The 16,140-nt window shown below is 70.4% G+C and carries 17 protein-coding genes and 2 pseudogenes; 10 read left to right on the forward strand and 9 right to left on the reverse strand.

Going from position 1 to position 16,140, the window contains the following annotated elements:
* Window positions 1-146: 146 nt before the first annotated feature.
* Together ACFYX0_RS23505 and ACFYX0_RS23510 are read right to left on the reverse strand one after the other, a co-directional pair.
* Window positions 147-1,187 carry a nucleotidyl transferase AbiEii/AbiGii toxin family protein gene (locus ACFYX0_RS23505; protein WP_388972869.1) on the reverse strand — a complete coding sequence of 347 codons (1,041 nt, stop codon included), beginning with the start codon at window positions 1,185-1,187 and terminating at the stop codon, window positions 147-149.
* A complete protein-coding gene (locus ACFYX0_RS23510) occupies window positions 1,184-1,861 on the reverse strand; it encodes a hypothetical protein (protein WP_388972871.1) in 678 nt (225 codons plus the stop codon). The genes ACFYX0_RS23505 and ACFYX0_RS23510 overlap by 4 nt, the downstream gene beginning before the upstream one ends.
* A gap of 557 nt (window positions 1,862-2,418) precedes the next feature.
* Between ACFYX0_RS23510 and ACFYX0_RS23515 the strand changes: the two are divergent.
* Window positions 2,419-2,529: pseudogene (locus ACFYX0_RS23515) on the forward strand (DUF4396 domain-containing protein); the annotation flags it as partial.
* An 83-nt stretch (window positions 2,530-2,612) separates the two neighbouring features.
* Here ACFYX0_RS23515 and ACFYX0_RS23520 read toward each other — a convergent pair.
* The gene (locus tag ACFYX0_RS23520; protein WP_388972873.1) at window positions 2,613-3,077 is read right to left on the reverse strand and encodes a peptidoglycan-binding protein; all 465 of its coding nucleotides are present in this window, start codon (window positions 3,075-3,077) and stop codon (window positions 2,613-2,615) included.
* Between the two features lie 507 nt (window positions 3,078-3,584).
* Between ACFYX0_RS23520 and ACFYX0_RS23525 the strand changes: the two genes are divergently transcribed.
* From ACFYX0_RS23525 to ACFYX0_RS23545, 5 genes are all read left to right on the forward strand, one after another.
* The gene (locus tag ACFYX0_RS23525) at window positions 3,585-5,096 is read left to right on the forward strand and encodes an ATP-binding protein (RefSeq protein ID WP_355919325.1); all 1,512 of its coding nucleotides are present in this window, start codon (window positions 3,585-3,587) and stop codon (window positions 5,094-5,096) included.
* Between the two features lie 76 nt (window positions 5,097-5,172).
* Entirely contained in the window at window positions 5,173-5,565 is a 393-nt protein-coding gene (locus ACFYX0_RS23530; protein ID WP_355919322.1) for a roadblock/LC7 domain-containing protein, read from the forward strand.
* Between the two features lie 3 nt (window positions 5,566-5,568).
* Complete coding sequence (locus ACFYX0_RS23535) at window positions 5,569-5,955, forward strand: DUF742 domain-containing protein (RefSeq protein WP_355919319.1); 387 nt, start codon at window positions 5,569-5,571, stop codon at window positions 5,953-5,955.
* Window positions 5,933-6,556, forward strand: a complete 624-nt coding sequence (locus ACFYX0_RS23540) for an ATP/GTP-binding protein (protein ID WP_355919334.1) — start codon at window positions 5,933-5,935, stop codon at window positions 6,554-6,556. The genes ACFYX0_RS23535 and ACFYX0_RS23540 overlap by 23 nt, the downstream gene beginning before the upstream one ends.
* The gene (locus ACFYX0_RS23545; protein ID WP_355919316.1) at window positions 6,519-7,133 is read left to right on the forward strand and encodes a GAF domain-containing protein; all 615 of its coding nucleotides are present in this window, start codon (window positions 6,519-6,521) and stop codon (window positions 7,131-7,133) included. The genes ACFYX0_RS23540 and ACFYX0_RS23545 overlap by 38 nt, the downstream gene beginning before the upstream one ends.
* 130 nt (window positions 7,134-7,263) lie before the next feature.
* On the opposite strand, the pseudogene ACFYX0_RS23550 reads toward ACFYX0_RS23545, so the two are convergent.
* The 3 genes and pseudogenes from ACFYX0_RS23550 to ACFYX0_RS23560 form a co-directional block, all read right to left on the reverse strand.
* A pseudogene (locus ACFYX0_RS23550) lies at window positions 7,264-8,270 on the reverse strand (sugar phosphate isomerase/epimerase family protein).
* 59 nt (window positions 8,271-8,329) lie between these two features.
* On the reverse strand, window positions 8,330-9,724 hold the full coding sequence (locus tag ACFYX0_RS23555) for an alkaline phosphatase family protein (RefSeq protein WP_388972875.1): 1,395 nt from the start codon (window positions 9,722-9,724) through the stop codon (window positions 8,330-8,332).
* Window positions 9,721-10,041, reverse strand: a complete 321-nt coding sequence (locus tag ACFYX0_RS23560; RefSeq protein ID WP_355919310.1) for a hypothetical protein — start codon at window positions 10,039-10,041, stop codon at window positions 9,721-9,723. Before ACFYX0_RS23560 ends, ACFYX0_RS23555 begins: the two co-directional genes overlap by 4 nt.
* A gap of 393 nt (window positions 10,042-10,434) precedes the next feature.
* Between ACFYX0_RS23560 and ACFYX0_RS23565 the strand changes: the two genes are divergently transcribed.
* Together ACFYX0_RS23565 and ACFYX0_RS23570 are read left to right on the forward strand one after the other, a co-directional pair.
* Window positions 10,435-11,343 carry a multicopper oxidase domain-containing protein gene (locus tag ACFYX0_RS23565; RefSeq protein ID WP_355919307.1) on the forward strand — a complete coding sequence of 303 codons (909 nt, stop codon included), beginning with the start codon at window positions 10,435-10,437 and terminating at the stop codon, window positions 11,341-11,343.
* Window positions 11,276-12,547: a carbohydrate-binding protein gene (locus tag ACFYX0_RS23570; protein ID WP_388972876.1), complete on the forward strand. Its 1,272-nt coding sequence runs from the start codon at window positions 11,276-11,278 to the stop codon at window positions 12,545-12,547. Before ACFYX0_RS23565 ends, ACFYX0_RS23570 begins: the two co-directional genes overlap by 68 nt.
* Before the next feature lie 158 nt (window positions 12,548-12,705).
* On the opposite strand, the gene ACFYX0_RS23575 is transcribed toward ACFYX0_RS23570, so the two are convergent.
* Genes ACFYX0_RS23575 through ACFYX0_RS23585 form a run of 3 tightly spaced genes read right to left on the reverse strand, consistent with a single transcriptional unit; the run spans window position 12,706 to window position 15,010 of the window.
* Window positions 12,706-13,143, reverse strand: coding sequence for a hypothetical protein (locus ACFYX0_RS23575; protein ID WP_355919297.1), 438 nt, complete (start codon window positions 13,141-13,143; stop codon window positions 12,706-12,708).
* Window positions 13,144-13,195: 52 nt separating this feature from the next.
* Window positions 13,196-14,056, reverse strand: a complete 861-nt coding sequence (locus ACFYX0_RS23580; RefSeq protein WP_355919294.1) for a heavy metal-binding domain-containing protein — start codon at window positions 14,054-14,056, stop codon at window positions 13,196-13,198.
* Between the two features lie 12 nt (window positions 14,057-14,068).
* Window positions 14,069-15,010: a heavy metal-binding domain-containing protein gene (locus tag ACFYX0_RS23585; RefSeq protein ID WP_388972878.1), complete on the reverse strand. Its 942-nt coding sequence runs from the start codon at window positions 15,008-15,010 to the stop codon at window positions 14,069-14,071.
* Window positions 15,011-15,199: 189 nt separating this feature from the next.
* Between ACFYX0_RS23585 and ACFYX0_RS23590 the strand changes: the two genes are divergently transcribed.
* The gene (locus tag ACFYX0_RS23590) at window positions 15,200-15,430 is read left to right on the forward strand and encodes a hypothetical protein (RefSeq protein WP_355919288.1); all 231 of its coding nucleotides are present in this window, start codon (window positions 15,200-15,202) and stop codon (window positions 15,428-15,430) included.
* A 127-nt stretch (window positions 15,431-15,557) separates the two neighbouring features.
* On the forward strand, window positions 15,558-16,136 hold the full coding sequence (locus ACFYX0_RS23595; protein WP_388972880.1) for a hypothetical protein: 579 nt from the start codon (window positions 15,558-15,560) through the stop codon (window positions 16,134-16,136).
* The last annotated feature ends 4 nt before the right edge of the window (window positions 16,137-16,140 follow it).

The following is a 16,140-nucleotide window of genomic DNA, read 5'->3' on the forward strand; positions in this document are numbered from 1 at the left end:
GGGCACCCTGACGCTGCGCCACCCGAAGTTCTCCCAGGAACCGGTCACCGCGCACCCCCCTCTCCCCCGGCGACCGCTTCGATCGCCGTGCCGATCATTCCAAGCAATCGTCCAGCCGGAAAGCGAGTTGCTCCCTGCCCCACTGGCTACGGCGCCGGAGACCGGGGCGGCGTGGGCGGGGACTCCGCGAACATCGTCTCCAGGGCCCGGACGAGCCGACGGAGCCAGTCCTCCGCCCTCCCCGACACACCGGGGTATTCGTCCTGGAAACTCGCCCAGTCCACTTCCCACCGGGCCACCGCGGCCGGGTGGAAGTCCTCCGCTCGCGAGTCCGTGGCGCGGCCCAGGACCTTCCGCAGCAGCTTCGGTGGGAGTCGCGCGCCGTCCGCCTCGGCGAGGAGGACCGCGTCGTACAGGTCCTTGCCTCGCGCCCGCCCACCGCCCCGGCTGTCGGTCCGCAGCCACAGCAGCTTCCAGGCCAGCGACAGCTCACGGCTCGCCGTCCGCACCGCCGTGGGCCGTCCGCCGTCGCCTCGCGGTACGAGTGTCCACACCGGGGGCTCGGGAAGCCGCTCGTCTCGGGCGAAGTCCAGCCGTACCTCGCCCGCCGGCAGACCTTCGGCATGCCAGGGGATGATCAGGCGCACTCCCGGCGTGTCGTACTCCGCGTAGGTCCAAGTGCCGTCCACCCGCGCGCCGTCAGCGGCGAGGAACACACCCCGACCGGCCTCCGGCGACTGTGCCACGCGGTCGAGCAGGTCCAGATACGGCGGGCCAGGCTCCACCGCTTCCTCGGCGTGAAGCCAGTGCAGCCCTTCCGGTGGCAGGATCGGCCGCCGGCCGTCGGTGCCGAACTCCTCGTATGTCCACATCTCGTACGCGGCGGCGCCGTCGGCCGCCTCAGGCCACTGCTGCACCGTGGCGAACAGGTCGACGTACGGGTAGGGATCCAGCGTGTCGATCCCGACGGCGTCCTCCAGGACCACCCAGTCGAGGTCGGCGGGTTCGCGCGCCGCGCTTCCCACCCAGGCCGGCAGGACCATGCTTCCGCGCAGCAGGAGGCTTCCGCTCCAGGGAGCGTCCGCGATCAGGGCGAGGACGTGGTCCAACGCCGCGCGCCGGGCCGCCCGGCGGTCGACGGTGGTCGGTGGTGGGACGTGCCCGTCCGTGGGGTCGGGGTGCGTCACGCGACCCTCGGCTCGCCTTCGATCCAGCCGGCGTCCACAGCCGGGTTGTCGTCGTGGACGACGAATTCCCGCTCCACTTCGACGACCGGGTGACCGGCCTCGCCCAGGGCGAGGAGGAGGGCATCGAGGCGACGGCCCGCCTCCGCGCGGCCGACGCCGCGGCATCGCTGGGTGACGAAGCGTTCGTGCCGACCCCCCTCCGTGGTCCGGCGGGCGTTTCGGGAGACGTGGGCCGCGTGCGACTCGGCCAGCGCCCGCACTGCGGCCACCTGCGCCTGACCCGACAGGATCAGTTTGACGTGGTGCTCGAAGTAGCAGCCCTCAGGAAGAGCCCTGGCCTCGCTGTCCGTCTCCGGGACATCGGCGTTCCAGGGCGCGCCCTCCACCTTCACCCGTGCGACACGGAACCCGTCGCCACGCAGTCGATCGGCCCACTCGCGGGCCGTCGCCAACTGCGCGTCCAGCGTGCCTCGCCCGGAGCGTGTCAGCATGGGCTGGTCCGGCGTGCGTCCCCGGTCCAGCACGATGCGCGTGTACTTGAAGCCGTGGCGCTGCGCCCACAGGCGTATCCGCTCCTCACCGTCCGCATCGGCGTCCGGCCGAACCGTCAGATGGATCTCGAACTCACCCGCGAACTCCCTCACCGGAGCCGCGCCCCCTCGCTGTGCATTCACGGTGCCGACCGTAACGGTCACCACCGACAACGATCGGATCGAGCCCGCCCGCCAGGTCCACGCGGTGAATTCCCGACCCTCACCCAAATGTGCGATGCCCTGTGTCTGAGGCTCTCTTGATACCGGGCGGGATCGACGGCAGGCCCCGGACGGCCCCTCGACGTAGCCGCCCAAGCGAGTGAGGGAAGAGGCCCCTCCACGGACGAACCGACCTCCGGCGAGCAGACGGCCCGCGAGGTCCTCGCCTTCACGGTCGCACTGGAGCCCGAGGCGGCGCCCGGCCGCCGGTCCCCTCTGCGACGCGCCGAGGGCCGCGGACTCCGCCGGGGCCCAGAGGAGCACATCACGCCCGCCTGTGGCTCCGGCATCACGCGAACAGGCGAGGGCCGGATCAGCCCGCCCCACGGTTTCGACGTGTTCACCGCAGGCAGGGCGTCCGGGCGGTCGGGCTGGTGCCCTTGGGCGTGACGACGACGGACTCGATCCAGACGCAGCCCGTCGCGAGGGACAGCATGTCTCCGTAGCTGCCCGGCGGGGTGTCGTTGCTCCACTGCGACTGGGTCTCCCTCGCCCTCTCCCTCCTCCTGGCATTCGCACTGACCACCCCGGTCAACCGGTGGATGATCGGCCGCGGCAAGGGCGATGCCGTCGTGCACGCCTACCACTGACGGGAGGGAACGGTCGTCGCCAGAGAACCGGCCTGATCGCAGGACCTGATCGATCGTCGCTCATGGGCGCCTTTGTTCAGGGATCACTTCGCGGCCCGAAGGACTTTCCACGTCTGCGGCCCGACGCTGCCGTCCGCCTTCACGTGACCGCGGCGTTGGGCCTTCTCGACCGCTTTCTGTGTCCCCGCTCCGAAGCTGCCGTCCACGGCCCCCGGCGAGATTCCCATGTGGAGCAACAGACACTGCACCTCGCGGACATCGTCGTTGCTCCCGCCGGCGATGTCCGTCTCATCGGTCATGGTCGTGCTGAAACCGGCATACAGCCGGTGGTCCTTGACGGAGTAGTGGCAGATGTCCGGGGAACCGTCCGGACCCGGCTGAGGCGCCGACCCGGAACCCGATCCGCCGACCCATTGGGGAATGTAGTTGCCCCCGAGACCGGCCAGCAGCGCCACGGCGACGGCCCCGGCGAACTTCTGAGGGTTCCACCAACCGGCGAAGGTCCTCAGCCACTGCCACTGCCACCGGAACCTCAGGCGATGAAGCAAGCCTGGAGAACCGGGCTCTGGTTCAGGGGGAGCCGGAGGATCCAGTCGTCTCGCGTCCGCTTCATCGTCACGACGTCCAGCCTCCGCCATGTCATCGGTTGTCCCCTCCCCCACGGCAGCCTGAACACCCGTCACCGGGACTGCGCAAACGATTTACAACTGGATCGCAAACGGACACGCCCCTGGTTTCGATGCCGGCGGGGGTACGTCGACGAGCGGTGGCTCGAAGCGGACCCGCCGCTCCCCCGCCGCCCCAGGTGCCAAGCCGGTCGCTCCTCCGTCCCCGGGCCGGGAACAAGGCAGGCAATCACGGTTCGATCTCTGTACGTGCCAGGGGGCTGACACCGGAGTCCTGGTGCGCGGTAACGTGCGCGATCAGCCCGATCATCGTACTGTCCGGGGACTGTTATGCCTGATCCTTCCACGCCGCCGGACGACCGGCCGACGTCGCCCGTGACCGCCCGGGTGACGGCCGAATCACGAGCCGTGTCCTTGAGGCGGCGTCAGGTGCTGTGGTCCGTGCTGCCGCCGGGCCTGGTCACCGTGGTCGGTGCGGCGGCCACCGCGCTGGTCCGTGACAACCACCTGGACCGGGCGGACCAGGGCGCGATGTTCGGCGGTGTGGTCCTCATCGGCGCCGTGGCCGCCGGAATCGCGGGTGCCCGGGCGTCGGCGGAGGCACGAGCAGTCACCGAGCACTGGGCGGAGCTGTCCCGTGCGGCTGACCGGAACCGTGCCGAGCTGGCCGAGCTGATCCGCACCACGGCCCAGGACAGGGCCGAGCTCGCCGAGCTGATCCGTACCACGGCCGAGGGCAGGGCCGAACTGGAGTCGCTGCGTCGTCGGTTGCGCGCCGGGGAGTCCCCCGTACTGCGCCGGCCGGAACTGCCGCCGCAGACCGGCCCGGACGAACTGTCCCGACTCGGATTCGAGATCGCCGCGGCCCGGCACGAGGCGGAGGCAGCCCTGCTGGAGACCGCCGCCGGGGCGCTCGGCGCGGAACACAGCTCCCGGCTGGAGCAGTTCGAGGTGTTCGCCAATCTGGCGCGCCGGCTCGAGTCCCTGGTGCACCGCGAGATCGGCCTGCTCGACAGCCTGGAGAACGAGGTCGAGGACCCCGACCTGCTCAAGGGGCTGTTCCGGGTGGACCATCTGTCCACCCGGATCCGCCGTTACGCCGAGAACCTGGCCGTGCTCGGCGGCGCGAACACCCACCGCCAGTGGACCCGTCCCGTCGGCCTGACCGACGTGCTGCGTTCCGCCGTCGCCGAGATCGACCAGTACGCCCGGGTCAAGCTGGTCCCGCCCATCGACGGCACGGTCAACGGCCACGCCGTGGTCGACGTCGTCCATCTGCTGGCCGAGCTGCTGGAGAACGCGACGGTCTTCTCCCCGCCCCAGACCACCGTGCATGTGCGGGTGGAACCGGTCGCGGCCGGGGTGGCTATCGAGGTCGAGGACCGGGGCCTGGGCATGTCCGCGGCCGAGCGCAACCAGATGAACACCGTTCTGAGCGCACCCGACAAGGTCGCCCTCGGCGAGCTGCTGCAGGACGGCCGGATCGGTCTGTACGTGGTCTCCGTGCTGGCCCAGCGGCATGACATCGCCGTGCAGTTGCAGAGTAACGTCTACGGCGGCACTCAGGCCGTCATGGTGGTGCCCACGGCACTGCTCGGCCCGCAGTCGGCGGCTCCCGCGCCCGAGCTTCACGCGGTCGTGATCCCTGACGCGGAGCCACACGAACCGGTGGAGCCCGAGGCTGCGGCCCCCCGGGCGACAGTGACGAGCGTCGTTGCGGATCCGCGCGTGTCCGATTCCGAACCCGAGCCCGCCCCGGCGCCCTCCGACAGCGAGGGCGACCGTCCGCGGCTGCCTCAGCGCCATCGCCGGGACCACGCCGCCGAGCAGCCGCACCCGGTCCGCAGCGAGGGTTCCTCCGAGGACACCGCACACGACCCGGGCCTGATGGCCGCGTTCCAGACCGGACTACGCAGGGCCGAGGAAGCGGAGACGCCCTGACAGCCGAGGGCCGCCCCGAAGGGTCGGGGCCCCGTCCAGCAAACCGTTTCCTTCTGTCGAAGAGGAGTACACGATCGTGGCGAGCGAAGACCTTTCCTGGCTCTTGACAGGTCTGGTGAGCCGGGTGCCGCACACCCGGAGCGCCTTGTTGCTGTCCTCGGACGGACTGGTGAAGGCGGCGGAGGGGCTCGACAAGGACGCCGCGGACCAGTTGGCCGCGCTCGCCAGTGGGCTGTACTCATTGGCACGCAGCGCGGGCCGGCGCTTCGACGACGGCGGTGACGTGCGGCAGATAGTGACGGAGCTCAGCACCTCGCTGCTGTTCGTCTCGTCCGCCGGGCACGGCGCGGTGCTGGCGGTGCTGGCCGGACGCGACGCGGACGCGGCCGTGCTGGGCTACGAGATGGGCATGATGGTGAAGAGCGTGCGTCCGCACCTGGCCACGCCGCCCCGGCACCCGGTGGGGTAACCGATGACGCCGGTCCTCCCAGACGGACCGCTGGTCGACGAAGCGGTCGGGCGGCTGGTCCGTCCCTACACCGTGAGCGACGGCCGGACCAGGGCCACGTCCCACTTCACGCTGGTGACCATGGTGCGGGCCACGGGCGTCCAGACGCAGGGTGCCTTCGGCCTGGAGCATGCGCAGGTGCTGGCGCTGTGCGCGCAGCCGGTGAGCGTCGCCGAGGTCGCCGCCCGGATGCATGTGCCCGCCGCCGTGGTCAAGGTGCTGCTGTCCGATCTGGCGGAGGGAGGCGCGGTGGTCGCAGGTGACCCGCCCCCGCCGTCCCCGGACCACTACGCACGACCTGATCAAGACCTCCTGGAAGCGGTACGTGATGGCCTCCTCAAACGACTGTGACCCGCTGCCCGCCGAAGTCCTGCCGGTGGGAATCAAGGTGCTCGTCGCCGGCGGGTTCGGCGTGGGAAAGACGACCTTCGTCAACGCGCTCAGCGAGATCGAGCCGCTGAGCACCGAGGAGATGCTGACCGCCGTCAGCGCGGCCACGGACCGACTGGACGGAGTGGAGAACAAGGCCACCACCACGGTGGCCTTGGACTTCGGCAGGATCACGCTCGGTCCGTCCCATGTCCTGTACCTGTTTGGCACGCCCGGACAGGAGCGCTTCTGGTTCATGTGGGACGAACTCTCGGAGGGAGCGCTCGGGGCGGTGGTCCTCGCCGACACCCGCAGGCTGGAGCACTCCTTCGCGGCGGTGGACTTCTTCGAGCGGCGCGGCATCCCCTTCGTCGTCGCCGTCAACGAGTTCGACGGCGCCCACCGCTACCACGCGGAGGAGGTGCGGAGCGCGCTCGACCTCAGGCAGGAGGTGCCGGTGGTGCTGTGCGACGCGCGCGTCCAGAACTCGGGCATCCGCGTGCTGCTCGAACTGATCCAGCACCTGATCACGACAAGGAGTTCCCATGGCAGCGACACCGACCAACCCCTCATCCGGGCCTGAGGCCGGGATCGCCCTGCGCCATCTGCTTCTCCCCCCGGAAGACCCACAGGGACGTGCCCGATCCGAGCGGCTGCGTGAGCTCGGCATCGATGCCCGCCCGGACGCGGAACTGGACGCCTTCGCGCGGGAGCTGGCACACCGTACCGGCGGCTGCTACGCCGGGGTGAACTTCTTCCTCGACGCCGACCGTCAGTACTACGCGGGGTTGTACAGCGCCGCTCAGGACACCACCGTGCATGTGGGAGCGCCGTTGCTGGAGGATCCGGTGCCCGGCCGCGTCATGCCCCGCGACATCGACATGGGCATCTGCCCGCACGTGGTCAAGCGCCGCCGGGCGCTGGTGCTGGAGGACATCCGGGACTTCCCGCGGTTCGCCGGAAACCCGGTGGTCGACGCGATCGGCGTCCACTCCTACCTGGGCGCACCGCTGATAGACAGCACCGGCGTGGTGCTCGGCACGATCTGCGTGGTAGACCAGGACCCGCAACCGTGGGGGCGCAAGGGGCTGGAGACCATCAAGGCCATGGCTGCGGAACTGGTCGAGCGGCTCGAGGAGGCGGCGCGCCGCCGCAACTGACCGGCACGGCCTGATCCGCGCGGACGAGGTTTTCGGCAAGGGCCCACACCAGATGCGCGGCCCGGCGGCCCTGAGCGGGCGCCGGGCCGGTCGCCGCCGGGGTCAGGCCTCGGCCGGAGCGATGCGGTCGTCAGTCACCGGAGGTGAACGCCGCGTCGAAGGACTGGGCCGACGGCTCGATCGCCGCGAGTGCGCGGATGAACTGCAGGGCGTCCGGGGCACCGGCCGGGCGGTCCATGCCGGCGTCCTCCCACTCCACCGAGATCGGCCCGCCGTACCCGATCGAGTTGAGCATCCGGAAGCACGCCTCCCAGGGGACGTCCCCGTGCCCGGTGGAGACGAAGTCCCAGCCGCGGCGCGGGTCCCCCCACGGCAGATGGGAGCCGAGGCGGCCGTTGCGCCCGTTGAACCGCTTGACCGACTCCTTGCAGTCCACGTGATAGATGCGGTCCCTGAAGTCCCACAGGAAGCCGACCGGGTCCAGGTCCTGCCAGACGAAGTGCGAGGGGTCGAAGTTGAGCCCGAACGCCTCCCGGTGGCCGATCGCCTCCAGGGTGCGCACCGTCGTCCAGTAGTCGTAGGCGATCTCCGAGGGGTGGACCTCGTGGGCGAAGCGCACGCCGACCTCGTCGAAGACGTCGAGGATGGGGTTCCAGCGCTCGGCGAAGTCCGCGTAGCCGCGCTCGATCATCTCCGGCGGAACCGGCGGGAACATCGCCACGGTGTGCCAGATCGAGGACCCGGTGAAGCCGACGACGGTATCCACCCCGAACGCGGCAGCGGCCCGCGCGGTGTCCTTGATCTCCTGCGCGGCGCGCTGCCGGACGCCTTCCGGCTCGCCGTCGCCCCAGATGCGGGCGGGCAGGATGCCGCGGTGGCGCTCGTCGATGGGGTGGTCGCAGACGGCCTGGCCCGTCAGGTGACAGGAGAGCGTCCAGCAGCGCAGGTTGTACTTCTCCAGCAGGGCGCGGCGGCGCGGGATGTAGTCGTCGTCGGCCAGGGCCTTGTCGACCTCGAAGGGTCGCCCCAGCAGGCGATCTCCAACCCGTCGTACCCCCATTTCGCCGCCAGCCGGCACACCTCCTCGAACGGCATGTCGGCCCACTGGCCGGTGAACAGGGTGATCGGGCGTGGCATCTCGGTTCCTCCGGTCGGTTCGTCGCTGGGCGGTGCTGAGGGGTCAGGGGTCGTGAGGGTCAGGTGGCCGGGGAGGCGCTCGGCGTGATGCCGGCCAGGCGCAGCAGCAGGTCCTTGACCTCGGTGGCGTCGTAGTGGTCGCGCGCCTCGCTGGGCCGGGAGCACAGCAGCACGGGGCCGTCGTCGGGGTGGCCGGGCAGGCGGCCGTGGCTGCCGCGCACCGGGGACGGGTCCAGGGGGACGACGCTCATGCGGTAGCGCATGCCGAGCTTCTTGCGGGCGAGCGCCGCGGCGGCGCGCAGTTTGACCTTGGGGTCCTTGGGGTCCATGAACAGCTCGGCCGGGTCGTAGCCCGGCTTGCGGTGGGTCTCGACCAGACGGGCGAAGTCCGGGGCGCGGTCGTCGTCGAGCCAGTAGTAGGTGAACCACGAGTCGGGCTCGGCGGCGGCGACGAGGTCGCCGGCTCGCGGGTGGTCGACGCCGTACGCCTTCTTGCCCGCCTCGGTGAGGCAGTCGGCCACGCCGTCGGTGCCGGCCAGCAGTTCGCGGACGCGCTCGGTGTCGGCCGGGTCGGCGACATAGACGTGGGCGACCTGGTGGTCGGCGACGGCGAAGGCGGGCGACGTCCACGGGTCGAGGTATTCCATGCCGTCCTGGGTGTGGACGTGCAGCAGCCCGGCCCGGCGCAGCACGCGGTTGATGTCCACTGCCCTGGAGACGTTGGTGATGCCGTACTCGGACAGGGCGACCACGGTGACCGAGCGTGCGGCGGCGGCGTCGAGCAGCGGGGCGAGGACCCGGTCGACGTCGGCCGCCGCGGCGGCGGCACGGGGATCGTCGGGCCCGTAGCGCTGCAGGTCGTAGTCGAGGTGGGGGACGTAGACGAGGGTGAGGTCGGGGGCCTCGGTGGTGAGGATGTGCCGGGCGGCGTCGACGATCCACCGGGAGGAGGTGAGGGAGGCGGTCGGCCCCCAGTAGGTGAACAGCGGGAATGTGCCGAGCTTTGCGGTGAGTTCGTCGTGCAGCTGCGGTGGATAGGTGTAGCAGTCGGGTTCCTTGCGGCCGTCGGAGTAGTAGATCGGCCGGGGGGTGACGGTGAGGTCGACGTCGGCGCCCATGGCGTACCACCAGCAGATGTTGGCCACGCGGTAGCCGGGATGGGAGCGCCGCGCCGCCTCCCACAGCTTCTCCCCGCCCACCAGCGCGTTGTGCTGCCGCCACAGGAACACTTCGCCGAGCTCGCGGAAGTACCAGCCGTTGCCGACGATGCCGTGGCCGGTGGCGGGCTGCTCGGTGAGCAGGCTGGACTGCACGGTGCAGGTGACGGCGGGGAAGGCGGTGTCGAGGCGCGAGGTGAAGCCCGCTTCGCCGAGAGCGCGCAGCCGGGGCATGTGGACGAGCAGCCGGGGGGTGAGGCCCACGACGTCGAGGACGAGTAGAGGCTCAGGGCTCACGGGGCGACCTCCTTCAGGCCGAGAGAGATCAGGTGGTCGCGGGTGAAGGCGAGTTCGGCGGCGATGCCGTCGGCGAGTGCGCCGGGGCCCTGCGGCCGGACGGCCTCGGGGAGCACCCCCCAGGTGTAGGTCTCGGCCTCCACGTGTGCGGTGCGGGCGGTGTTCCCGCCGAGCAGGGCGGCGAGGGTCGCCTCCAGTGCGGGGCGGGTCGTGGTCAACGGCGGCTCCGGGTCGGCGTGCAGCGGCACATGGAAGTGGACGCGCCAGGCATCGCGGCCGGGCAGCCCGCCGGCGAGAGCGGCGTCCAGGTCGTCCACGGCCCGGGGCGGGGCCGCTTCGCTCCCGGACCTGGTGCAGGAAGCGCGGCTCGGCGAAGCGGGCCAGTGCCGCCCGTGTCTCCGGATCGGACGGATCGGCGGCCTGCAGGGCGCAGGATGCCTGGGTCTTGACCACCGTCAGCCCGGCCGTGTCCAGGCGGGCGAGTGCGGCGGCCGGCTCCTCGAAGCCGACCGCCAGATGGCAGGCGTCCAGACAGACGCCGATGCGGTCGGCGTCCACGCGGGCGAGGTGACGAGCCGCCTCGGCGGTGGTCTCGACGACGCAGCCGGGCTCGAGTTCCGCCGTGTCCGGATGCTGCGTTGCCGGGGGCGGCGCACCTCACGACCACGAAACGCCGTCAGGCACCCACGCCTGTCGCGGATTGGAGAGCGATGACCGACTCAGGCGTAGGCGCGCGACGCTTCTTGCCCCGGCGTTCGTTCGCCACTGGAGCTGTGGCGGCGGCCGTCGCCCCCGCGGTGCTCGGCAGCGCCGTCGCCGCGACCTCGGACAAGGCCGCCGCGGCGGACAAGGGCGGCGACGTCCGCACCCTGACGCTGTACATGGAGAAGCTGCCGAACGGGGAGATGGGCTACGGCCTGCGCCCGGGTGAGGCGACGCTTCCCGGCCCGCTCATCGAGCTGACCGAGGGCGACACGATGAACATCGAGGTGGTCAACAACCTCGACGTCGCCGCCAGTCTGCATGTGCACGGCCTGGACTACGACGTCGCCAGCGACGGCACCAAGATGAACGACAGCGTCGTGCAGCCGGGCGAGCGGAGAACCTACATCTGGCGCACCCACGCCCCGGGCAAACGCCACGACGGGACATGGGAGGCCGGAAGCGCGGGCTACTGGCACTACCACGATCACAACGTGGGCACCGAGCACGGCACCGGCGGGATCAAGAAGGGGCTGTACGGCCCCGTGGTGGTGCGGCGCAAGGGCGATGTGCTGCCCGACAAGCAGTTCACGGTCGTGTTCAACGACATGACGATCAACAACAGGGCCGCCCCCAACACCCCCACGTTCAAGGCCGTTCGCGGCGAGCGGGTGGAGTTCGTCGTGATCACCCACGGCGACTTCTTCCACACCTTCCATGTGCACGGCCATCGCTGGGTGGACAACCGCACCGGGGCTGAAGGACCTGCCGCCGGCCCAGCCGGCCTGGATCTGGAACCACTACGCGGGCAACCCGCAGTTCCCCCAGCTCGGCGGCCAGGGCGCGCCGATGGGCGGCCCCGTCTACAACTACGACTCGCAGCTGAAGTCCTCGGTCAAGTTCCCCCAGAGCTATGACGGGAAGTTCTTCGCCTACGAGTTCGGTGCCCACTGGATCAAGCCGATCTCGTCCGACAGCAGCGGAAAGATCCAGTCCATCGACACCCTGACCAACGGCAGGGACTGGGCCAACCTGGTCGAGCCCATCGACACCGAGTTCGGCCCGGACGGCTCGCTGTACGTGCTCGACTACGGCAGCGCGTGGTTCGGCGGCTCGCTGGACGCCGGGCTCTACAAGATCGAGTACGCGCCGGGCGACAAGGCGCCGACCGCGGTGATCAAGACCGACACGTCGTCGGGCAAGGCACCGCTGACGGTCAAGTTCGACGGCACGGGGTCGACCGACCCGGAGAACGACAAGCTCAGCTACGCGTGGGACTTCGACAACGACGGCAAGACCGACTCCACGAGTGCCACTCCGTCGTTCACCTACACCGCGAACGGCCAGTACCACGCCAAGCTCACGGTCAGCGACCCGAGCGGCCGGACGGGTGTCGCCGCGGTCCTGGTCACGGTGGGCAACTCCGCTCCGGTGCTGTCGTTCTCCCAGCCCCCGAACGGACTGACGTTCAAGGACGGGGACAAGATCGCGTGGAAGATCGACGCGACCGACCCGGACGGCACCCCGGTGGACTGCTCCAAGGTCCAGGTCAGCTACGCGCTCGGCCATGACATGCACTCCCACAACCTCTCGCAGGCCACGGGGTACAGCGGTACGTTCTCCATGACCACGGCGGGCCACACGGACGCCGACAACTTCTACGCCATCCTCTCCGCGAGCTACACCGACACCTCCCCGACCGCCGGGGTTCCCGACCTCACCGGCACGACACAGATCGTTCTGCAGCCCAACTCCCGGCAGGCCGAGTTCTTCCGCACGCAGTCCGGTGTGCAGACGAGCTCCGTCGCCGGCGCCGAGGGCGGCAAGGCGGTCACGTCGATCAACGACGGTGACTGGATCGAGTTCGACCCGTACGACCTCCAGGGTGTGAGCAAGATCGACTTCCGGGCCGCGTCGAGCGGTGCAGGCGGCACGATCGAGGTCCACACCGACGCGCCCGACGGCCCGCTGGCCGGCACGGCGACGGTCGGCAACACCTCCGGCGCCTTCACGACGGTAAGCGCACCGGTGACCGATCCGGGCGGGACGCACAAGCTGTACTTCGTCTTCAAGGGCGGCAGCGGCGACCTGTTCAACCTGGACGCCTTCACGACGAGCTGACTCGATCGCCGTTCCCTGCCCCGCCGGGCCGTCACCGACGCCCGGCGGGGCAGCGCGGTTGCCGGCCCGGCACGTCCAACCCCGTCAGCGGGGCCGGACAGCGAGTGTCCGAGGGGCGAGTCGACCGCTGCCGACACGGGCGTGGTGGCGCCGTGTCGTTACTCCCCGAGCACGAGTCGCTCCAGCGCCGCCCGTGCCCGCGCGTCGGACTGTGCACGGGCCGCGACCGCGATCGCGAGCTCCCGCACCCACTCGTCGAGCGCCACCGGGCGCCGCGAGAGCACCACGCCCCGGACCTCCTTGCAGACCTCGCCCTTGGGATGCGTGCCTGCCAGGTCGAGCACGAGACGCTGCTCGCCTAGGAAGACCTCGACCCGCTCGACACGACCCGGCCGCCCAGCGAGCAGGTCGGCCATGCCCCGTTTGCGCTCGACGGTGACGGAACCCGGCGGCAGCGCGTCCGCCAGTGTCCCGGTGAGCACCTGGGCGTAGACATCCAGGTCGGCGGCGTCCCTGCGCAGCGCGGCCGTCAACAGGTCGATGGAGTCCGGTTCCCCGTCGGGATCGAACGGGACAGGCTCGTGTGGCGAGGTCATCGCGGGGGCCTCTCGTGGTGTGCGGTTGATCCGAGTCTGCTGGGCCGGGCGCTCAGCCGTCCAGGCTGAGCACCATCGTCGGGCGCTCGATGACGTGGTCCTCGCGCAGGGGCCGCACGGCCGTGCCGATGGCGAAGAACTCGGTGGTGTGACCGCCCCAGCGGTGGTTGTGCGCATTGAGCTGCACACCGACGATGCCCTCTGCCTGCAGCTCCTCCGCCTCGTGCTGCATCCGCGCCATGGCCAGCTCCCGCGCGTCGTAGAGCGCCTGCGTGAACTGCTCGATCTCCACGTTCTTGCCGATGTTGGAAAACATCTGACCCATGCGCTGGTGCGCGATGTGGTAGACGCAGGTGCCCATCACCATGCCCAGCGGGGCGTACCCGGCGCGGATGAGCGTCCAGAAGTCCTGGCCGTTGAGGTCCGAGGTGAACGGCTGGCCCTTGAGGTTGCGCCAACTGCCGCCGTTGCTGCCCGGCGCCGGGTGATCGGCCTTGACGGCGGTGCCGATCGCGATGAACTCCGCGATGTCGCTGCCGAAGTCACGGGCCTCGACACTCAGCCGCACACCGACGATGCCGTCCGCGCCCAGCTGGGCCGCCTCCGCCTCCATGCGGGTCATCGCCAGCTCACGGGCGTGGTACATCGCCTGGCTGAGCGTCGTCAGCTCCTGGTTCTTGCCCCAGCGGCCCAGTTGGATGCCCACGTGGTAGATCGAGCTGCCCAGTACGAGGCCGATGGGCCTGAATCCCGCCTCGCGCACCAGCAGGAACTCATTGACCGACAGGTCGCTGGTGAAGATCGAACCCGGCTTGCCCGGCTGCAGCTCGGCCAGCCGCCGCATGGCATCGGCCGGCACGCCCTGGGCGGACATGCCGTCAGACGTGCCGTCGGCGGGGTTGAAGACGGTCATGAACGGTTCCCCTCATCGCATATCGGTGGCGGTGCGGCGCATGGTCCGCCGACGTCGTTCCGGGTCGAGCGGCATCACGGTGAGTGTGCGGGGCGGCTCCTCGCGTGCCGTGAAGCGGGCGACGGTGGTACCCAGCAGCGTCGCCTCGGCCACATGGTCCTTCTGGTCGTCGCTGCTCCTGCGCATGCACGACTCGCCCCAGATACGCAGGCCGCCCGCGGAGAGGATCACGCCGTCGCCGCCCCGCCGCCCCGTCTGCGCCCACAGATGCGCACGGGCGTCGGAACGCACCGCCTGAACGAGCTCGCTCCAGCCGCTGACCTCGGTATTGCTCCAGGAGCGCATCTGTGCGCGAGTGCGGAAGTCGTCGTGGCGTACGCCGACGGACATCCCGTACAGCAACTCCACCGGGACCCATCCTGCGGTCACCAGCTTCGCGAACCCCTGGCCGTCGAGATGGCAGGTGAACGGCTCCGGCGCCCGTACCGTCCCGGCCGCGCGCACCGCGGTCCCGATCACCTTGAACTCCAGGCAGTTGGGCTGCGCCACGAAGGGGGCCACGGTCAACTGTGCCGCGACGACACCGTCGCCGCCGAAAGCCGAGCACTCGGCGGTCATCCGGTCCAGGGCCGAGCGACGCGCCCGGTCGAGCACCTCGACGAGCCCGGCGGACGGGGCACCCCGTCCGGAGAGGGCGATGGGCGCCGGCTCGCTGCTGAAGGCGTACTGCATGCCCCCGTAAAGACAGTCGTGATAGCCCCAGTACCGGCCACTGCGGCCCACGTGGTAGACGGCCGAACCCATGACCTGACCCACCGGCTCGAACCCCACCGCGCGCAGCGCGGCGAACTCACCGGTGGACAGGGCCGAGGACCATGTCCCGCTGCCACGCACCTCCGCAATGCGCGCGGCTGCCGCCGGGGGCAGCCCGTCTCCCGCCCATTCCCCGCTCATGGACACCAACTCCCCGCCTTGCGCCCTACCCAAGGGCACAGCGAATCGAGTCTAAGCCCGGCCGTCCGAGGCACCCGCGGTAGGTCGGGCAGCGACCTGGACGACGTCAGGAGTCCGTCGCCGCACTGTCGGCAACGCGTCTCCCCAGGGCTGGGCTGCAACACGTTGTTGACGTCGAGGCCGAGCACCGTGAGTATCACTCTGCTCACCGACTGCTCGGCCAACGGCTCGGCGAACGCCGGCCGACCCTCCTCCCCGTCTGTCACCGCGACCTCCCCGCCCAGCGGGACGACCTGCGCGGCTCCGATGTTCGTCCCGACCGCCGGCGCCACCTACGCCGAGAAGGTAGCCGGTCAGGACGACGGCGCCGCGATGAAGTACACCGTGCGCCTGGCTGGATGCGACCTCGCCGTACTATGAAAAATCTGTCAACGGTCTTCGCGGCGCAGCCGGACGTCGACGCGTTGCCCCCGTGCCGTGCGAACAGCAGGGCGATTCACCATGGGCGGCGGATTGCCGGACTGGCAACCGTCAGCAGAAACAGGCAATGATGAGCGAGCAAAGCAACCCCACTGCCCCCACCGATACGACGGTCCACGAACTCTCGCCCGACGGCTTCACCCTGCTCCGCCGCCGACGGCGGGTTCTACGGCAGCTCGGCATGTGCGTGCTCGTGCTCGTGCCGTGGACCGTCTACCTGGCGATTTCGCTGCCGGATCGCTTTGAGGCCCGGCACTGGCCCTGGGTGTGGGTGGGCTTCGACGTGATGCTGCTCGTGACACTGGCCGGTGCGGGAGTGGCGCTGTGGCTGAGACGGCAGGTCCTGGTCCCGTTGTCGTTCGTGGCAGCCACGCTCCTCCTGTGTGATGCCTGGTTCGACGTTTCCCTGAGCTGGGGGAAGGCGGATGTCTGGGCGAGCGCCGCCTCGGCCGTGCTGGTTGAGGTGCCTCTCGCCGTCCTGCTCATCACGCGGGCGCGACGGGTGCTGAAGATATCGTTGGGGCTGTCCTGGCATCGGCTCGGCCTGGCGGGAGATCCTCCGCCGCTGCACAAAATGCCGTTGTTCGTTGCCCTCGCACCATCGCGGGGCAATGAGGCTGCGATGAACCGGGCCGAGGACGCTTAGCGCA

It is taken from the genome of Streptomyces sp. NPDC002573, from assembly GCF_042889625.1.
GTDB classification, from domain to species: domain Bacteria; phylum Actinomycetota; class Actinomycetes; order Streptomycetales; family Streptomycetaceae; genus Streptomyces; species Streptomyces gibsoniae.